Origin of the sequence: uncultured Pseudoflavonifractor sp., from assembly GCF_944387275.1 — a bacterium.
Taxonomy (GTDB): domain Bacteria; phylum Bacillota; class Clostridia; order Oscillospirales; family Oscillospiraceae; genus Pseudoflavonifractor; species Pseudoflavonifractor intestinihominis.
Genome location: NZ_CALXEG010000009.1, coordinates 15,599 through 34,298, shown reverse-complemented (window position 1 = coordinate 34,298; position 18,700 = coordinate 15,599). Strand labels below are relative to the sequence as shown.

14 protein-coding genes are annotated in these 18,700 nt (G+C 60.2%); 11 read left to right on the top strand and 3 right to left on the bottom strand.

The window, feature by feature from the left end; all coding sequences use genetic code 11:
• The first annotated feature begins 47 nt into the window (after positions 1–47).
• The 8 genes from xdhA to Q0K23_RS03750 all read left to right on the top strand — a co-directional run bounded on the left by xdhA (position 48) and on the right by Q0K23_RS03750 (position 11,561).
• Complete coding sequence (xdhA, locus tag Q0K23_RS03785; protein WP_294518035.1) at positions 48–2,333, top strand: xanthine dehydrogenase subunit XdhA; 2,286 nt, start codon at positions 48–50, stop codon at positions 2,331–2,333.
• A 14-nt stretch (positions 2,334–2,347) separates the two neighbouring features.
• Positions 2,348–3,235: a xanthine dehydrogenase subunit XdhB gene (gene xdhB, locus Q0K23_RS03780; RefSeq protein WP_294518033.1), complete on the top strand. Its 888-nt coding sequence runs from the start codon at positions 2,348–2,350 to the stop codon at positions 3,233–3,235.
• Positions 3,228–3,734: a xanthine dehydrogenase subunit XdhC gene (xdhC, locus tag Q0K23_RS03775; RefSeq protein WP_294518031.1), complete on the top strand. Its 507-nt coding sequence runs from the start codon at positions 3,228–3,230 to the stop codon at positions 3,732–3,734. Before xdhB ends, xdhC begins: the two co-directional genes overlap by 8 nt.
• Positions 3,735–3,924: 190 nt before the next feature.
• Entirely contained in the window at positions 3,925–5,331 is a 1,407-nt protein-coding gene (locus Q0K23_RS03770; protein ID WP_294518029.1) for a uracil-xanthine permease family protein, read from the top strand.
• Between the two features lie 238 nt (positions 5,332–5,569).
• Positions 5,570–6,715: a helix-turn-helix transcriptional regulator gene (locus tag Q0K23_RS03765; protein ID WP_294518027.1), complete on the top strand. Its 1,146-nt coding sequence runs from the start codon at positions 5,570–5,572 to the stop codon at positions 6,713–6,715.
• Between the two features lie 218 nt (positions 6,716–6,933).
• Complete coding sequence (locus Q0K23_RS03760; protein WP_294518025.1) at positions 6,934–7,293, top strand: hypothetical protein; 360 nt, start codon at positions 6,934–6,936, stop codon at positions 7,291–7,293.
• A complete protein-coding gene (locus Q0K23_RS03755) occupies positions 7,290–7,511 on the top strand; it encodes a hypothetical protein (protein ID WP_294518023.1) in 222 nt (73 codons plus the stop codon). Before Q0K23_RS03760 ends, Q0K23_RS03755 begins: the two co-directional genes overlap by 4 nt.
• 27 nt (positions 7,512–7,538) lie before the next feature.
• A complete protein-coding gene (locus Q0K23_RS03750; RefSeq protein WP_294518021.1) occupies positions 7,539–11,561 on the top strand; it encodes a S8 family serine peptidase in 4,023 nt (1,340 codons plus the stop codon).
• A 167-nt stretch (positions 11,562–11,728) separates the two neighbouring features.
• Here the strand turns inward: Q0K23_RS03750 and Q0K23_RS03745 are convergent, their stop codons facing one another.
• Positions 11,729–12,109, bottom strand: coding sequence for a polysaccharide deacetylase family protein (locus Q0K23_RS03745; protein WP_294518019.1), 381 nt, complete (start codon positions 12,107–12,109; stop codon positions 11,729–11,731).
• A 176-nt stretch (positions 12,110–12,285) separates the two neighbouring features.
• On the opposite strand from Q0K23_RS03745, the gene Q0K23_RS03740 reads away from it, so the two are divergent.
• The 3 genes from Q0K23_RS03740 (at position 12,286) to Q0K23_RS03730 (ending at position 16,535) form a co-directional block, all read left to right on the top strand.
• Positions 12,286–12,951, top strand: a complete 666-nt coding sequence (locus Q0K23_RS03740; RefSeq protein WP_294518017.1) for a UDP-N-acetylglucosamine pyrophosphorylase — start codon at positions 12,286–12,288, stop codon at positions 12,949–12,951.
• Positions 12,952–13,293: 342 nt separating this feature from the next.
• Positions 13,294–14,838, top strand: a complete 1,545-nt coding sequence (locus tag Q0K23_RS03735) for a recombinase family protein (RefSeq protein ID WP_294518015.1) — start codon at positions 13,294–13,296, stop codon at positions 14,836–14,838.
• 185 nt (positions 14,839–15,023) lie between these two features.
• Complete coding sequence (locus tag Q0K23_RS03730; RefSeq protein WP_294518013.1) at positions 15,024–16,535, top strand: PTS transporter subunit IIC; 1,512 nt, start codon at positions 15,024–15,026, stop codon at positions 16,533–16,535.
• Positions 16,536–16,649: 114 nt separating this feature from the next.
• Here Q0K23_RS03730 and Q0K23_RS03725 read toward each other — a convergent pair whose 3' ends face one another.
• Positions 16,650–17,594: a sugar-binding domain-containing protein gene (locus Q0K23_RS03725; protein WP_294518011.1), complete on the bottom strand. Its 945-nt coding sequence runs from the start codon at positions 17,592–17,594 to the stop codon at positions 16,650–16,652.
• Positions 17,595–17,621: 27 nt separating this feature from the next.
• The gene (locus Q0K23_RS03720) at positions 17,622–18,551 is read right to left on the bottom strand and encodes a sugar-binding transcriptional regulator (protein WP_294518009.1); all 930 of its coding nucleotides are present in this window, start codon (positions 18,549–18,551) and stop codon (positions 17,622–17,624) included.
• Positions 18,552–18,700: the final 149 nt, after the last annotated feature.

Here is an 18,700-nt window from a genome sequence, read left to right as displayed (position 1 = left end):
TCCCGAAGGGCGCCCCTTCAGCCATCAGGAAACAGGAGGAAAGCACCATGTATGTAGGGAAGAAAGTCACCCGGGTAGATGCCTATGACAAGGTGACCGGACGCACGAAATATACCGACGATCTGTGCGACAGGGGGGCATATGTGGCCCAGATCCTGCACGCCACCATTCCCAACGGGCGGGTGGTGTCCATGGACGTGTCGGCCGCCGAGGCCATTCCCGGCGTGGTCAAGGTATTCACCTGCTTCGACCTGAAGGAGAAGCACTATTTCCCCACGGCGGGGCACCCCTGGTCCACCGACGAGAGCCACCAGGACGTGGCCGACCGGCTGGTTCTGACCGAGCGGGTGCGGTTTTACGGCGACGACATCGCCGCCGTGGTGGCGGAGGACGAGGTGGCCGCCGCCCAGGCCCTGCGGGCTATCAAGGTGGAGTATGAGGAGTACCCCTTCGTCCTGGACGTCCAGGAGGCCATGAAGGACGGAGCGCCCCAGCTCCATGAGGACTACCCCAACAACATCCTCAAGCACACCTCCATCTGCAAGGGCAACTATGAGGAGGCCATCAAGGAGCCCGGCCTCATCAAGGTGGAGGGCTGGTACGACACCCCCACCGTCCAGCACTGCCACATTGAGAACTTCATCTGTACCGCCGAGATGACGGGGGACCGGATCAAGATCATCAGCTCCACCCAGATCCCCCACATCGTCCGCCGGGTGGTGGGCCAGGCCCTGGGAGTGCCCTGGGGCAAGATCCAGGTCATCAAGCCCTACATAGGCGGCGGCTTCGGCAACAAGCAGGACGTGCTCTACGAGCCCCTGTGCGCCTGGCTGTGCACCCAGCTGGGGGGCCACCTGATCAAGATCGACATCCCCCGGGAGGACACCTTTGTCTCCAACCGGGTGCGCCACGCCATCCGCAGCCACATCATCTCCTGGGTGCGGCCCGACGGCACCTACGCCGCCCGCAAGCTGGAGGCCTTCTCCGACCAGGGGGCCTACGCCTCCCATGGCCACAGCATCGCGGCCAAGGGCATGGGCTGCTTCCCCCAGCTCTACCCCTGCGACAACGTGGAGGCCGACGCCTACACCGTGTTCACCAACAAGTCGGTGGCGGGCGCCATGCGGGGCTACGGCATCCCCCAGGCCATGTGGGCGGTGGAGTGCCACACCGAGGACGTGTGCGCCAAGCTGGGGCTGGACCCCATCGAGTTCCGCCGGAAGAACCTGATGCCCGTGGGCTTCACCGATCCCTTCTCCAAGAACGAGCTCTACTCCGACACCTTCAACCAGTGCATGGACAAGGGCATGAAGGAGATGGACTACCTGCGCAAATACAAGGAGTACCAGAACCAGACCGGCGATGTGCGCCGGGGCGTGGGCATGGCCGTGTTCTGGTACAACACGGCGGTGTGGCCCATCTCCCTGGAGACCTCCTCCTGCCGTATGGTGCTCAACCAGGACGGCTCCCTCCAGGTCCAGCTGGGCGAGACCGAGATCGGCCAGGGCGCCGACACCGCCTACACCCAGATGACGGCGGACATTGTGGGCGTGCCGCTGGACGCGGTCCACGTGGTCTCCTGCCAGGATACCGACGTGACCCCCTTCGGCACCGGCGCCTACGCCTCCCGTCAGACCTACACCGCCGGTTTCTCCATCCGGCAGACCGGCTCCCTGCTGAAGGAGCGCATCCTGAACTACGCCCACCAGCTGACCCGGATGCCCCCCTACAACCTGGACATCATCGACGGCAAAATCGTCCGCATCACCGACGGTCGGGTGCTGATGACCCTGGGCGAGCTGGCCACCGAGGCCCTGTACAGCCTGACCGACAGCCAGCACATCACCGCCGAGAGCACCTCTCAGATCAAGTCCAACGCCTACTCCTTCGGCTGCACCTTCGCCGAGGTGGAGGTGGACATCCCCCTGTGCAAGGTGAAGCTGGTGGACATTGTGAACGTCCACGACGCGGGCACCATCATCAACCCGGCCCTGGCCGAGGCCCAGGTCCACGGCGGCATGAGCATGGGCATCGGCTACGGCCTGTCGGAAAAGCTGATGTTCGACCCCAAGACCGGCCGGGCCCTGAACAACAACCTGCTGGACTACAAGCTCTCCACCTTTATGGACCACCCCCGTCTGAGGGCCTATTTCGTGGAGAACCCCGAGCCCACCAGCGCCTTCGGCACCAAGGCCCTGGGCGAGCCCCCCGCCTGCTCGGTGGCCCCCGCCATCCGCAACGCCATCTACCACGCCACCGGCGTGGCGGTGGACGAGGCGCCGGTCAACCCCCATATCCTGTTCCGCAGATTCCGTGAAGAAGGTCTGATCTAAGGAGGCAGCAGTCTATGTATGATATCAAAGCGCTCTATGAGGCTGAGAGCGTACCCCACGCGGTGCAGCTTCTGGTGGAGCATCCGGAGGCCCAGATCATTGCCGGCGGCAGCGACGTGCTGGTCCAGATCCGGGATGGAAAGCGGGCCGGCAGGGAACTGGTGAGTATCTACATGCTGGATGAGCTGCGGGGCGTCTCCCTGGAGGAGGACGGCGCCCTCCGGATCGGCTCCCTCACCAGCTTCTCCCACATCACCCGGGACCCCCTGATCCAGCAGCACATCAAGGTGCTGGGCGAGGCGGTGGACATGGTGGGCGGCCCTCAGATCCGCAACATCGGCACCATCGGCGGCAACACCTGCAACGGCGTCACGTCGGCGGACTCGGCCTCCACCCTCTTCGCCTGGGACGCCATCGTGGAGATCACCGGCCCCGAGGGGGTGCGGCGCATCCCCATCCAGACGTTCTACATCAAGGCGGGCCAGGTGAACCTGCGCCCCGGCGAGCTGCAGACCGCCATTATCATCCCCAAGTCCTCCTATGAGGGGTACAAGGGACATTACATCAAGTACGCCATGCGCAACGCCATGGACATCGCCACCATCGGCTGCTCGGTCAACGTCAAGCTGTCTGCGGACAAGCAGACCATGGAGGACGTGCGCATCGCCTACGGCGTGGCGGGCCCCATTCCCATGCGGGCCGTCCACGCCGAGGAGAAGGCCAAGGGCCAGCCGGTCACCGAGGCGGCGATCAAGGCCGCGGCCCAGGCTGTGCTGGAGGACATCCACCCCAGAGACAGCTGGCGAGCTTCCAAGGACTTCCGGGAGCACATCGCCGTGGTGCTGGCCGAGCGGGGGCTCAGGGAGGCGATCCGTCTTTCGGGAGGTGAGATCCATGCGTAATCAGTACAAGCTGGTCTCCTGCACCATCAACGGCAAAAAGGTGGAAAAGATGGTGGACGTGCGCTCCTCCCTCACCGACATGCTGCGGAACGACTTCCGCCTGACCAGCGTGAAGAAGGGGTGCGAGGTGGGCGAGTGCGGCGCCTGCAACGTGCTCATCAACGGCGAGACCTTCAACTCCTGCATCTATCTGGCCGTCTGGGCCGACGGCAAGGAGATCGTGACCCTGGAGGGCCTGGCCGGCCCCAACGGCGAGATCTCCGACATCCAGCAGGCCTTCATCGACGAGGCCGCGGTCCAGTGCGGCTTCTGCACCCCCGGCTTTGTCATGAGCGCCGCAGAGCTGCTGGCCGCCGGCCGGGAGTTCTCCGACGATGAGATCCGAAAGATGCTCTCCGGCCATCTCTGCCGCTGCACCGGCTATGAGAACATCTTCCGGGCCGTGAAAAAGACCATGCTGCGCCGGCTTGGAAAGAACGCCGAGGCGGACGCGGTATAACCGCCCCAGAAAAAGCGCTTGCATCCATATCCTATCCCAATTGTCGCGCCCTCCGGCTGTGTCAGTGTCCGATCCAAACCAAGTGAGATGTGTACGACCGGCCGGAGGGATTCTTTTCCTCTTTTAGCTAAAAAATAGTTATTTGTAATGAAAAATATAATTTAGCAATCAGACGATGAGAGGTGCAGAAATGGAAAACAAGGAAGCGAATGTGAAGACCGTCACTGCGGAAAACATCTACCGGCTCAATGGGCGCGTCCCCCTGTCCAAGGCCATCCCCTTCGGCCTGCAGCATGTTCTGGCCATGTTTGTGTCCAACCTTGCCCCGGTGCTCATTGTGTGCAGCGCCGCCCTGGTGCGGGGGACGGAAAACCACCTCACTGCGGTGGAGATCACCCGCCTGCTCCAGTGCGCCATGTTTGCCGCCGGCATCGGCACCTGTATGCAGCTCTATCCCATCTGGAAGATCGGCTCCAAGCTGCCCATTGTCATGGGCGTCAGCTTCACCTTCCTTGGAAGTCTTCTGATTATCTGCACCAATCCCAATCTGGGCTATGAGGGTATGATCGGCGCGGTCATCCTGGGCGGTATCTTTGAGGGCCTGGTGGGCCTGAGCGCCCGGTACTGGAAGCGCTTCCTCACCCCTGTGGTGTCCTCCTGCGTGGTCATCGCCATCGGCCTGTCCCTGCTGCCCGTGGGCATGAACTCCTGGGGCGGCGGCAGCGGGGCCGCCGACTTCGGCTCCTGGCATCACCTGCTGGTGGGCCTGTTCACCCTGCTGGTCTGCCTGGTGTCCCGCTACCTACTCAAGGGCGTGTACAAGAACCTGAACATCCTGGTGGGCCTCATCGCCGGATACATCCTGGCGGGCATCCTGACCCTGGCCGGCGTGGCGCCGCTGGTGGACTTCTCCGGCATCGGCAAGACGGTGGGGGAGATCGGCTTCTTCAGCCTGCCCCGGCCTGTGTTCTTCACCGGGCACATGCCGGTGTTTGACCTGGGCGCCTTCTTCACCATCGCCATCGTGTTCCTGGTCTCGGCGGCGGAGACCACCGGCGCCACCACCGCGGTGTGCAAGGGCGCCCTGGACCGGGACCTAAAGATCGAGGAGCTCCAGGGCTCCCTGGCCGTGGACGGCTTCTCCAGCACCATCTCGGGCTGCTTCGGCTGCCTGCCCCTGACCTCCTTCAGCCAGAACGTGGGCCTGGTGACCATGACCGGCGTCATCAACCGCTTCACCATCCTCATGGGCGCGCTGATCATGATCCTGGCCTCCCTCTTCCCGCCCCTGGGCGCCTTCTTCAACTCCCTGCCCCAGTCCGTCCTGGGCGGCTGCACCGTGATGATGTTCGGCTCCATCCTGTATGAGGGCGTCAAGATGCTCAAGGACTGCAAGTTCAACGACCGCACCATGATCATCGTCTCCCTGTCCTTCTGCGTGGGCGTGGGCCTGACCCAGACCGACGGCAACTTCTTCAGCGCCTTCCCCTCCGCCGTGGGCGACATCTTCAACGGCAATGCCGTGGCCGGCGTGTTTGTGGTGGCACTGCTGCTCAGCCTGTTCCTGCCCAAGAGCAAGGACGCCGACGAGGACTGAGCCATCGCACAAGTACATAACAAACGCAGCCCCTGCCGCCAAGCGGCAGGGGCTGCGTTCGTCTGCGGGCGGTAGAAGCGCGGGCGGAGGCACACTGCATCCGGACCCGGGAACTGTGGAGTCCGGTATCATGCTACAATGGGTTTGCCTGAAAATAATATTGCATTTCTGTGAAAATACGGTATGCTATGGATGGAATCCTTTCGAAATATACATACAGAGAGAGGAAGAACAGCGTATGCCAGGGGTAAAGATCGTTACACAGCCATATTTGCTGATGGAAGCAGTTGAGCTGCTGTATCTGTTCATGAACAATGACTCATTTCACAATACCAGACGGAACTTCTTCCTGAAGTACAGCGAACAGCTCTCCGAAGTGGAGCGGGAATACTACGAGACGCTGTTCAGAACTTTGGAGGAGATCCTGACGGAGGGGACAAAGGGACTGGATCGGGAGGACCCTGAACTGCAGTACTATTTTCAAAAATTTCAGTGGGGAACGGCCCGGGATACGGTCTGTCTTGCAAAAATTGTGCTCTACTCCTTCCTGCAGGGCGGTCCGGCAGAATTTGACGAGAGTATCAAAGCATGCCGGGAGCGGTACTATATCTGCGCATCCGACAACTTTTCCCACTACAAAATCCAGGGCATCAGCCACTCCGGGCTGGATTTTGTCAGATGCGGCGGGGAGGAGACACAGTCGCTTTTTGCTCAGGTGGATCAGCTGTTTTTGCCGGAAGCGAGTAAATGGAATATCTATAAGATACTCATGGAGTATGAGACCCATCTGAATGCCCTGCAAGAGCGGCTCAGGCCGGTGGCAGCCCGGCTGCAGCAGATCTTACAGCGCCACGATGCGCTGTTTCAGAAGGCAATCGACAGCTGGCGCAGTTATTTTGCCCACCATGGGCTGCGGGACTTCAAGCAGAGCGTTCTGGGATTCGACATGGGAACGGCACAGGACGCCACATGGGAGGAAACGGTTTGCTTCTGGCGGATCGGGTGTACCCGCGTGGACCTGTGGCAGGATGAAGCGGTAGAGACTGCCAATATCGGCGTGGTGGTGCGGCTTGACACCAGCACGAAGCCCTCGGGAAAGGTCATGGAGGATGTGTCGAATATTTTGAAGCTCCTCAGCGATAAGAGCAGATTCGAGATCCTGCAGCGGCTGTCCCAACGGGAATATTATGGCCTGGAGCTGGCAGGGGAGATGAAGCTGACCTCCGGTACCATATCCAAGCACCTGAATGTACTCTTTTCCTACGGCCTGCTCAACCTGCGGCGGGTAGACAACCGCATATATTACCGGACGGACGAAGAGAGCGTTCGACATTTTTTGCAGCAGGTGGGGGAGCAGCTGTTCTCAAAGCATGAGGGCCCCTGACCGCAGCGGATGTTGCATACGGCCCCGGCGCACGCAGCAATGCGGTGCGCCGGGGCCGTATTTTTTTGTCAACATCACAAAAAAACTGTTGCATTCAATACAGAACCGATGTATTCTTCATTATGAAATATAAATGTTTCATAATGAAGAAGAGAGAATAAAAATTCTGAAAATCCGCAGAAAATACAGGATTTACGGGAAAAGAAAGGAGAAATCACATGAAGAGAGCGAGACGGGCAGTTGCGCTGATCCTGATGCTGTGTATGCTGTTGGGCATGAGCGCATATGCAGAAAACGAGTTGTCATGCGACATCGTGGAGGATTGGGACGCAAGTACCGATTTGATGGACGCAGAAAAGTACCAGAGCACAAACTGCACGCTTACCCTGGGCAGCGACACTGAGGTGGGCGGCTATGTGGCGATGAAGGCCACAAACTATGGCCCGCTCCTGACGGTTACGGCACAGTTTGCCGCCGGGAAGAGCGTGGGCGTGTGGGTGAAGCAGGCTGATGCCTGGATATCACCGCAAAAGGTGAGCGCATCCTGGACGCCATTGACAGCCAGCAGGACGCCGTGATCCAGAGCATCGAAGAAGAGGTGCTTGACGGCGAGAAGGCAGACGTACAGTACCGGTACACCCTGGCTACCAACGCCATCGCCATGGATGTGGCCTTTGGCGACATGGAGGCCATCAGTGAGCTGGACGGGGTCTCCTGTGTCTATGTGGCCCCCACCTTTACCGTGGACCCCCTGATGAGTTCCGCCTCCCAGATGGAGGAGGTTGCCAAGGTGTGAGACGATCTGGGCTACAAGGGCGAGGGCATGGTGATCGCCGTCCTGGACAGCGGCATTGATACCGACCACGACGCCTTCAGCGTTGCGCCGGAGAATCCCCGGCTGACCCAGACGGATGTGCAGAACCTCCGCGTGGATATGCACGCCACCACTGCGCGCTATATCAGCCCCAAGATGCCCTTTGCCTTCAACTATTTCGACAAGACCACCCGTGTCGACCACAACGGGGGCTCCGACCACGGCACCCATGTTTCCGGTATCTGCGCCGGCAATGACGGCAAGGAGAACGGTTTCCGCGGTGTTGCGCCCGAGGCCCAGATCGCTGTGTTCAAGGTCATGAGCGATGAGGGCTCCGGCAGCTACGCCGACATTCTGGCCGGCGTGGAGGACGCGGTCCGGCTGGGTGTGGATGTCATCAACATGAGCCTGGGCTCCACGGCGGGCTTCACCTACGTGGGCGAGTCTGTCCCCACCTATGACGATATCTATGCCAGCGTGGAGAAAGCGGGCATCTTCCTGGCGGTTGCGGCTGGCAACAGCTACAGCGTGGCCTATGGGAACAACTGGGGACTGGATCTGGCTCTTACCGACAACCCGGACACCGGCACGCTGGCCTCCCCCGGCACCACGATGAGCGGCACCACTGTGGCCAGCGTCAATAACGCCTTTGAGACGGGCGTGGGCTTTATGTTGGACGGACAGGCTTACCCCTACGTGGACAACGCCCCCACAGGCGTGGAGGGCGTCCATGCCTTCAGCGAGCTGGAGGAGGGCGACTACCAGTATGTCATGGTCCCCGGTTACGGTGCAGCCGAGGATTACGAAGGCCTGGATGTGGAGGGCAAGATCGCTGTGGTCTCCCGCGGCTCCATCTCCTTCAATGAGAAGGTAGGCTACGCCAACAACGCAAAGGCGGCGGCGATCATTATCTACAACAATGTCTCCGGCACGTTCTATATGTCCATCAACACCTACTATATCCCCGCGGTCTCTGTGGCGAAGGCCACCGGGCAGGCCCTGGCGGATGCCGCGGTGGACGGCGTGGGTACCCTGACCATCAAGAAAGGTACGTTCCAGTGCGTCAGCGGCGATGGCTACCGGATGAGCATTTTCTCCTCCTGGGGCGCTACGCCGGATCTGCGGCTGGAGCCGGACATCACCGCTGTGGGCGGCAATGTCTACTCCTCCCTGGACAACAACACCTATGGCAGCTCCAGCGGCACCTCCATGGCCTGCCCCAACCTGGCCGGCTGCGCCCTCCTGGTGCGGCAGTACATGAAGGACAAGACCAGCTCCAACTATGTGGCATTCGAGGGGCTGACCGGCTATGAAAGCAACCTGCTGGCCAATACGCTGCTGATGAACACCGCTGCGCAGCTGCAGGACGAGGACGGCCATACATATTCTCCCCGGCGGCAGGGTGCTGGCCTGGTGCAGGTGGAAAAGGCCATGAGCACCACCTCCTACCTGACAGTGGATGGGATGAACCGCCCCAAGATCGAGCTGGGCGACGACGCCGACAGGCGGGGCGCCTACACGCTGACCTTCAATGTGACCAACTTTGCGGATACCTCGGTTACCTTTGCGCTGGATACCCAGGTGATGACGGAGAGCGTGCTGGAGCAGGACGGCCTCAGCTTCATCGCCGAGAAGCCCTACGACCTGACGGACCTGACCAGCATCAACTATATGACCGGCAAGACCGTGAAGGTCAACGCCAACAGCACCGAGACGGTTACCATTCAGCTCCAGCTTTCCAACCAGGCCAAGGCGTACCTCAACGAGAATTTTGCCAACGGCATGTATGTGGAGGGCTATGTGACTCTGACCCCCGTGGGAGACGGGAACAACGGCGTGACTCTGTCCCTGCCCTACATGGGCTACTACGGCGACTGGGCGGCGCCCAGCATCATGGATCAGGGCACCTACGCCGACGGCGTGGACAGTATGTCCAGCCAGTATGAGAACTGCGCGTTCAGCGGCGTCATCTATCCCAATGAGGAGACCGGTGAGCTGGAAAACAACTCCTACTTTGAGCTGGGCTTCAACCCCTACTGGGAGATGCAGGATTCCGAGCACCCCGACGGCGTGCCCTTCTATGCCGACCGGATCTCCATGACCACCCAGGAAGCGGTGCAGAACGGGGAGCAGCAGGGCGTTTTTGCCATCAGCGGCCTCTATGTCTCGCTGCTGCGCAATGCCAAGACCATCCGCTATGCGATCACCGACACGGAGACCGGCGATGTGTACTGGCAGGATACTGCGTTCTATGTGCCCAAGAGCTACTACATGAGCTCGGCAGGCATGTGTGTGCCCGCAGTGGAGCCCATTGTGTGGTACGGCACGGATGCCAATGACAACTATCTGCCGGATGGGACGACCGTGGAACTGCCCGTGCATGCAGAGCTGGACTATGCCCGCGGTGAACAGACCTGGTCCATGCCGATCACCATCGACAACAGCGCCCCTGAGCTGGTGAGCCTTACCACCTACCAGGCCGGAGAGAAGACGATGGCTCGCCTGAAGGCTCGGGATAACCACTATCTGGCCTATATCCTGGTACAGGATATGGACACGCAGGAGAAAATCTTTGAGACGCCCGTGGCGGAGTTCCAGCGGGGTGCCACCACTGTGGTGGAGTTCGATGTGACCGGGCATACCAATCTGGGCGTGCTGCTGGGCGACTACGCCTTCAATGAAACTGTCGATGAGAGCATCTCCCCGGGCGAACCGGCCAGCTTTGGGATGGCTCCCGCCGCAATGGACCTGCAGGTAGCCGAGACAGGCAGCCTCACGGTGTACGGCGCGGCTGCGGAAGACGTTTCCTTTACCAGCGAAGACGAGAGCGTGGCCACCGTGGATGCCGCCGGCGTCATTACCGCTGTAAAGGCCGGCAAGACCCGCATTTGTGCCAGCTATGAGGATCAGACCGCCTACTGTGTGGTCACCGTCACTGACGCCGAGCAGACAGGGCCGGTAGACCCTGTGCCCACCAACGGAGATCTGGCCGTCCGTATCAGCAGCCCGGAGAAGGCCTGTGAGGGCGACTTTGTGACGGTTACCCTGGATGTGACAGAAAACAAGTTCGGATTTGCTGCCGGCAATCTGATCTTCCACTACTCTGACGATGTGCTGAACCTTGTGAAGGTAACCGTGGGCGACATGCTGGAGAACGCTGAGGTGGCTGTCAACGCGCCCTTTGGAACCGGCGGCGCGTCTGTCGATTCCCAGACCAGCAAGGGAACGGTAAAGGCGGCCTTTGCAAATGATACGGACATCCAGGGAACGGGAACGCTGCTGAGCTTCCTGTTCGAGGTGGCGGATGATACCGCGGATCAGGAGGCCTACATGAACCTAACGGTTACCGACCTGTACCAGATGGACCTGTCCAGCTTTGACACGACGGAGCTGTGCCCGGAGGTCAGCCTGACCGTGGAGAGCAAGCCTGAGGTTCCCGGCATTCCGCTTCCCGACATCCCGTCCACCAAGCCCGAGCCCGGTGATTCCGACGAGGACACTGACATCCCCTTTACTGATGTGAAGTCCGGCGAGTGGTATGCCGAGGCTGTGGCCTGGGCGGTGAAGGAGAGCATCACCAATGGCACCTCCGCCACCACCTTCGGGCCGAACGCGGATTGTACCCGCGGCGAGGTAGTGACGTTCCTGTGGCGCGCTGCGGGCTGCCCGGCACCCCAGTCCGGCACCAGTGCTTTTGAGGATGTAAAGGCTGATACATACTATACGGATGCCGTCCAGTGGGCGGTGGAGCAGGGCATTACCAACGGCACCTCCGCTACCACCTTCAGCCCGGACGCCACGGTGACCCGCGGCGAGTTCGTCACCTTCCTGTACCGCTATGCCGGATCTCCCGCTACCAGCGGAACGAACCGATTCAGCGACGTCCAGGCGGGCGCGTACTACTACGACGCGGTGCTGTGGGCTGCGGAGAGCGGCGTCACCCAGGGTGTGACCGCGACTGCCTTTGCCCCCAACGCAACCTGCACCCGCAGCCAGACCGTGACCTTCCTCTACCGTGCGCAGGCGGAGTAAAACGCCACTCGGTCTTCGTTCTGAGCCGATTGCGGCGGTCCTACGGGGAAAATTTAACTGCTAAGATACAAAGGAAGTCAGCCGGACATTTTTGCAAAAATGTCCGGCTGACTTCCTTGCTGCCTTTATAGGCAGAATATGACTGCTGCTTCTGAAACTTTGATGTATCAGGCCCTTGAAGCTGTTGGGGAAACATCCACGTCCCACTGGATGGGCTCCATGCCGATGGAGCGGATGGCGCTGATGACCGTGTCGTTGTACTCGCCGTAGGGGGGGCGGATCAGGGTGGGCCGTACGCCGGTGACCGCCTCGATCTTGTCGCTGCACGTCTCCACGTCGGCGATGATCTCCTCCCGGGAGAGTTTGGACATGTGGGCGTGGGTGTTGGAGTGGTTCATCACCTCGTGGCCCGCGTCGTGGAGGGCCTTGACCGACTCGGGGTATTTGTCCACCCAGCCTCCTACCACAAAGAAGGTGGCCTTCACATTGTACCGCCCCAGAATGTCGATGAGCTCCTGGGTGTCCTCGTTCCCCCAGGGTGACGTCACATTGCGGCGCTGTTTTTGGCGCCGAAGCGTCAAATGCGAGTGGTATTTTGCGCTGCTTTGTGCTATCATGAAGTGGAATGGCATAAAGAGACGGGAAATGCCCGGCGTTCGGAGTAGAGTGCCGGGCATGGGGTCAAAGAACCATATAAAACTGAAAAATGGGAGGTCCCATATTGATGAACATCACCATTTCCGATCTGCTCGATCTGTCCCACACCATGGCGGGGGAGTACCTCAGCCAGTTCCAGTACCCCTGGGAGGCCCTGGACGGCATCAAGGAGATGATCCTCTCCCTGGGCAGCCAGCTCTCCCCGGAGGAGTACAGCCAGCCCCAGGAGCACGTCTGGGTCCACAAGACCGCCGTGGTGGCCCCCACCGCCTATCTGGGCGCGCCCTGCATCATCGGGCCTGAGACCGAGGTGCGCCACTGCGCCTTTATCCGGGGCTCCGCCCTTGTGGGCGCCCACTGCGTGGTGGGCAACTCGGTGGAGCTGAAAAACGTCATCCTCTTCGACAATGTCCAGACCCCCCACTACAACTATGTGGGCGACTCCATCCTGGGCTACAAGAGCCACATGGGCGCCGGGTCCATCACCTCCAACGTGAAGTCGGACAAGACCCTGGTGGTGGTGAAGGGGGAGACCGACATGCCCACCGGACGGAAGAAGATGGGCGCTATCCTGGGCGACTTTGTGGAGGTGGGCTGCAACTCGGTCCTCAACCCGGGCACCATCCTGGGCCGGCACAGCAGCGTCTATCCCACCTCCTGCGTCCGGGGCGTGATTCCCGCCAATTGCATCTACAAGGACAAGGACCACATCGTCCCCCGGCAGGAGAAGTAACGGTTTCCCAGGGCCCAGGCGCCGGAAAACCGGACATCTCCCCGCTTCCGGCGGGGGACAGCGGACAGAACAGGAAAGAGCCCTCACACCGGCCTGAAGAGAATGGCCGGTGTGAGGGCTCTTTTTGTTTGCCCGGCCCGGCATATTGCCGCTCCGGGGATGCATACAATGGGGAGAGAACGCAGGAGAGGAGGACACGCCGTGGCCCAACGCAGCAGGCCGGGGGAGCGGGCCTCGTGGCGGATATCCCGCCGGTTCGACGGCGCCAGGGACCCGGAGTCCCTGGTGCGGGCCCTGATCAAGGCCCACAGGAAGTGAGCTGTTTCCATAAAAGGGGGCGAGATGGGTTTGGAGGTGTGGAGCACGGCGGGCTACCTGCGCCTGTCCCGGGAGGACGGGGACAAGGCGGAGAGCGACAGCATCGCCAACCAGCGCAAGCTGCTGGAGCAGTACATAGCCGCCCGGCCGGAGCTGCGCCTGGCGGACTTCTACCAGGACGACGGCTACACCGGCACCAATTTCGACCGCCCCGCCTTCCGCCGCATGGAGGAGGACATCCGACAGGGCAGGGTAAACTGCGTGCTGGTCAAGGACCTGTCCCGGTTCGGACGGGACTACATCGAAGTGGGGCGGTATCTGGAGCGGGAGTTCCCCGCCCGGGGGGTGCGGTTTATCGCGGTCAACGACCACGTGGACAGCGCCGCAGGCCGGTACGACATGCTGCTGCCCATGAAGAACATCTTCAACACCCAGTACGCCCGGGACATCTCGGACAAGGTGCGCTCCGCCATCCGCACCAAGCAGGAGCGGGGGGAGTTTGTGGGGGCCTTTGCCAGCTACGGCTACCGGAAGGACCCGGAAAACCACAACCGCCTGCTCATCGACCCCCCCGCCGCCCAGGTGGTGCGGCGGATCTTCGACCTGTTCGAGGGCGGCTGGGGAAAGGTCAGGATCGCCAAGTGCCTGAACCAGGAGGGGATCCCCAGTCCCAGCGAGTACAAGCGGATCCTGGGGGAGCGGTACCACAACGGCCGCAGGATGGACAAGACCACCTACTGGACCTACGCCACGGTCCACCGGATGCTGCGCAACCAGATGTACGCGGGGGACATGGAGCAGGGGCGGAGCCTGCGGCCCGCCATGCACGGCAGGGCGAGGCAGAGGGACCGGAAGGACTGGGCGGTGGTGCCCGACACCCACGAGGCCATCATCAGCCGGGAGCAGTGGGAGCGGGTGCAGTCGCTGCTGGAGAAGCGGACCCGAGCGCTGAGCTTTGAGGGGAACCAGAGCCCCTTTGCCGGGTTCCTCCGCTGCGGCGACTGCGGACGGGCCATGGTAAAGACCAGGAGCGCCGGGGGGATCTACTACAGCTGCGGCTCCTACAAGCGGTACGGTCCCGCCGTGTGCAGCAAGCACAGCATCTCCCACGTTCTGCTGGAGGAGATCGTGCTGGAGGACCTGAACCAGGTCATATCCGGAGTCCGGGACCTCGGGGGCCTGGCGGACGAGGCGGAAGCCTGGACTGCCCCCGGTCCCCGGGACCAGCGGGGGCGGCTGGAGGAGGGGCTGGAGCGGCTCTACCGGCTGAAAAAGGCATCCTATGAGGACTACCGGGAGGGACTCATCAGCCGGCAGGACTTCCTGCGCTACCGGGAGGACTACGAGCGCCAGGAGCGGGAACTCGCCGCCCAGCTGAAGGGGCTGCCGGGCGGCGGGGAGGAGACCGCGCCAAACCCATGGGTGGAGGCGCTGGTCCGGCAGGGAAGGCTGACCGGGCTGGACCGGGTCACCGTGGCGGAGGCGGTGAAGCAGATCCTGGTTTTTGCGGACGGGCACATGGAGATCACCTATACCTTTTCCGACCAGCTTGGACTGATACAGCAGTAGGGGGCCTTTCCATTATGGAAAGGCCCCCTTCGTCATTCACTGCGCTTCAGAGAAGAAGCGGACATAGCATCCGGGTACAGACCAGACAACCGGCAGATAAAAGCGGCGGAATGGACAACCATTTCCTGACGAATACGTTACAACGGAAGCAGCAAAGGTCAAAATAAAATGTGAGGTGAAATAGTGTGGAGATCTTCCTGAGCATCGTTGACTGGATTTGGACCAACATCTTCTCCTCGGCGGCCCTGTTTATGGGCCTGTTGATCATGATCGGACAGCTGTGCGCACGGAAACCCGTGCTGGACAGCGTCTGCTCCGGTGTCAAGGGCTATATCGGATACCTGGTATTCAATGTGGCCACAAGCGGTTTCAGTACAACCTTCCGCCCGATCCTCAATGGACTGAGAGCCCTTTTCGGCGTTACCCTTACGGTAAACGACTCGTATTACGGCCTGTCCGCCCAGAAACAGGCGTTTGCCGATGCGGGCGGCAACGACGGCCTTCAGGGCCCCATCCTGGTGGTGGCACTGGCGATCATGATCGTCTTTGTGCTGCTGCGCCGGGTCACAAAGATCCGCTCCTTCCCCATTCAGGGCCATCTGCTGACCAACACCTCTCTCGGCATCCTCCTGATCATCTATCTCATCATGCCGGATGCCAACAACATCACACTGATCGTGGTCTGCGGCGTTATCATGGCGCTGCGCCTCATCGTACCCACCAATTTCTCGGTGGAACCGGCACAGGATCTCACAGACGGAGTTGGCATGGTGGTAGGCCATGCACAGATGTTTGCCGACCGGATCGCATGGGAGGTCGGCAAAAAGATAGAAAAGAACAGCATCAAGAAGACCGGCAAGAAGCCCAAGCGCCTGGACGACCTGCGGCTGCCCGGCTGGCTGCGCATCTTTGACGACGTGTACGTGTCCTGCTTCCTGGTGATGTTCATCTTCTTCGGCATCATCATGGCCATCATCGGCAAGGAAGCCATGATGGAGATCGACAGCAGCCTGAGCGCGGGGAGCAGCTTCCTGATGTACATCTTCGGCACTGCTGCAAAGTTCCCCCTGTACCTGGTCATCCTGTTCTCCGGCCTGCGGATGTTCGTGGCCGAGATCACCGACGCCTTCAGCGGTCTGACTCAGGGCGTCCTGAAGGGCATCCTGCCTGGCATCGACGTGGCGGCCTTCTATGGCTACTGCGGCAACCCCAACATCATTACGGCCGGCTTCCTGTGGGGCACCATCGTGATGATTATCATGACCATCCTGGGCGTGGTCCTCAACGCCCCCGTGATCGTGATGATGGGCTTCACCCAGATGATGTTCGACAACGCCTCCGCCGGTATGTTCGGCCACCACAGAGGCGGCATCAAGGGCCTGATTTTCGGCGCCAGTCTGACCGGTGTGGTGGATGTGGTGTTCGGCGGACTGTGTGCCTGGGTCTACGGTCTGGCGCAGACGGTCCAGGGCGTGGCCGCTCCCTTCGACCAGTCCATCATGATGTCCACCGTGGGCCTGGGAATCAAGTACCTGGGCATTGCGGGACTGGTGATCTGGTGCGTGGTAATGATCGCGCTGCCCCAGATCCAGTACTACTGCTGTAAGGACAAGGAGGCCTACTGGCTGGCCGCTACCGACTGGGAAGAGTATAAGCGGCGCATGCTGGACACGGAAGAGACCAACGCAAGCCATTGATTGGAAAAGAAAAGCCCGATTTTATCTGCCGGCGTTTTTCGTATGAGCGCCTTTTATAGGAGAATACAGCGGCGCGGGGCTTCAAAGCTACAGCTTTGAAGCCCCGCGCTGTCGTTATGTCATCTGTTCCAGTTCCAGCAGATTCAGCACCTTGATGGCCAGATTGGAGTCCATAAAGTAGACGTTGGCAAGGCCGCTCTTCAGCAGCGCCAACAGAGGGAGGGCCTTATAGCCGCCGCTGGCAATGCAGATTCTGGTTTTAATTTCACGCAGCGTTTTTTCGCTGGGAGAGATCATTCTGCTGTAGAGCGGGGTATCCACCACCTGACCATTTTGGCCGAGAAAGAGCCCGCCCATACAGCCCACAGCGCCGCTGGCCTCCAGCCGCTGGTACTCCAGAGGGTCCAGATGATAGGCCCAGGGCTCCAGGGTGGAGACGCTGCTGCAGTGAATGCTCACGCCCTGCTGGGCCTGAAAGATATCCCGCACAGTCCCGCTCTCCACCAACTGATTCCTCAGTTCGCTGGTCTCCAGGATGCAGGGCAGGGCAAAACACTGCGCTCTGCAGCTGTAGAGATCGGCCAGCTTTCTGATCAGGGTCATCTCTTCAAACCGGGGCTCACGCTGTTCCAGCAGACCGGAGAGCTGACGCATCACCATGCCGGGATAGGACTGGCGGGGCCTGAGATGCTGCACGAGCTTGTACATGGTCTTCCCACGGGAGACGCTGAAAACCGCTTTGTTGGAAATGATCCCGTCAATATAGTCGGCAGCGGCCTCACAAGTGCTGTCATATGCGTCGGTCAGGCTCTTGTCTTTGCAGTTTATGACAAAAATATTGCTGTTTTGGAAGTGGTCCCGCAACTTTCCCTCCGCCTCTACGTGCCAGGACTCCGGGTAGTTGACGATTACCTCAATGATGCCCCGCTCCTGCGCCTCTGTGATGAGCCGAAAGACCTTGGTACGGGATATATTGTTTGCGTCCGCAATTTCCTGCTGCGTCATCTTGTTCACATAGTAGCTGACCGCAATATTATAGAGAAGGCGTTCATCTTCCATGGTATCCTCCTGCCCTGCGGGGCGGCGTTATCTCTGTTCCAGCTTTTTTACCCGTTCCGCCAGCATGGAGTCAGTGATCAAGGTATGTACCAGGCCGGTGCGCAGCAGGCCGAGCAGCGCCTGGGCTTTATAAAGACCTGTGGAGACACAGATCAACTGCTTCGCCTGCTCCAATATCTTCCGCGGAGGAGCAATGAAACGGCTGTTCAGAGGTGTGTCGATAAACTCCCCCATCTGGTTATAGAAGTTGCCCTGAATGCTGCCCACAATGCCCAGATCGCCCAGCATCTTGTATTCGTCCTCGCTGAGCCAGCGCTTCCACTGTTCCAGTGTGAGTAGGCTGGAACAGATCACCGTGATCTGTTCTGCCATCTCCACCGCCGGGTAATTGATGGGGAGATTCAGCACAGCGTCCCGCAGTTGGGGACTGTCGAAGATATAGGGCAGCATCATGCAGTAGTACTCACAGTGGAAGGCGTCGCCGATTCTGCGGACAAAATCCGTCTGCTCCAGATAGGGATCTTCCATCCCCAGTAGGCCCTCTGTCTGCACCACCTTCATCCCTGGAAGGGGACGGTGAGGGGAGAGGTTCTGTACGATGCTGTACATGGTCCGCCCGCGGGATACGTTGAGCACGGTGTCATTGGTGAGCTGTGTGGCCAGATAATCCGCCGCACTCCTGCATATCTCGGAAAAAATCTCATTCCCAACGCAGTAACGACCCTCTACAATGATGGCGTCGTGCAGGTTGAAGTGCTGAAAGAAGTAATTTTTCAGATTGATAGGCTGGTAGACCATGGGCCGGACTTCAAATCGCACATAGCCTTTTTCCTCGGCCTCGGTCAGCAGGTGGGAGATCCGGGAGCGGGAGAAGAAAAGCTGCTTTGCAATTTTTTCCTGTGTCATCCCAAGACCGTAATACATGTGTGCGATTTTAAGCAGCAGATCTTCTTCCATGGGGGCCTCCGTAATTGCCGTAAGATTCCCGGTACAGCCGACTTTGTGGTGTGGACATAGAAAACAAAAGCCGAAATTTCAACTTCTGTGACATACAGATTCAACAATAGATATCCACGCTTTAAAAATTATTTTACATGAAAAAACAG

What these genes read in the sequence shown, in the direction of transcription:
- xdhA (WP_294518035.1), top strand. Translation starts at nt 48, where the DNA reads ATGTATGTAGGGAAGAAAGTCACCCGGGTAGATGCCTATGACAAGGTG.
- xdhB (WP_294518033.1), top strand. Translation starts at nt 2,348, where the DNA reads ATGTATGATATCAAAGCGCTCTATGAGGCTGAGAGCGTACCCCACGCG.
- xdhC (WP_294518031.1), top strand. Translation starts at nt 3,228, where the DNA reads ATGCGTAATCAGTACAAGCTGGTCTCCTGCACCATCAACGGCAAAAAG.
- Q0K23_RS03770 (WP_294518029.1), top strand. Translation starts at nt 3,925, where the DNA reads ATGGAAAACAAGGAAGCGAATGTGAAGACCGTCACTGCGGAAAACATC.
- Q0K23_RS03765 (WP_294518027.1), top strand. Translation starts at nt 5,570, where the DNA reads ATGCCAGGGGTAAAGATCGTTACACAGCCATATTTGCTGATGGAAGCA.
- Q0K23_RS03760 (WP_294518025.1), top strand. Translation starts at nt 6,934, where the DNA reads ATGAAGAGAGCGAGACGGGCAGTTGCGCTGATCCTGATGCTGTGTATG.
- Q0K23_RS03750 (WP_294518021.1), top strand. Translation starts at nt 7,539, where the DNA reads ATGGTGATCGCCGTCCTGGACAGCGGCATTGATACCGACCACGACGCC.
- Q0K23_RS03740 (WP_294518017.1), top strand. Translation starts at nt 12,286, where the DNA reads ATGAACATCACCATTTCCGATCTGCTCGATCTGTCCCACACCATGGCG.
- Q0K23_RS03735 (WP_294518015.1), top strand. Translation starts at nt 13,294, where the DNA reads ATGGGTTTGGAGGTGTGGAGCACGGCGGGCTACCTGCGCCTGTCCCGG.
- Q0K23_RS03725 (WP_294518011.1), bottom strand. Translation starts at nt 17,594, where the DNA reads ATGGAAGATGAACGCCTTCTCTATAATATTGCGGTCAGCTACTATGTG.
- Q0K23_RS03720 (WP_294518009.1), bottom strand. Translation starts at nt 18,551, where the DNA reads ATGGAAGAAGATCTGCTGCTTAAAATCGCACACATGTATTACGGTCTT.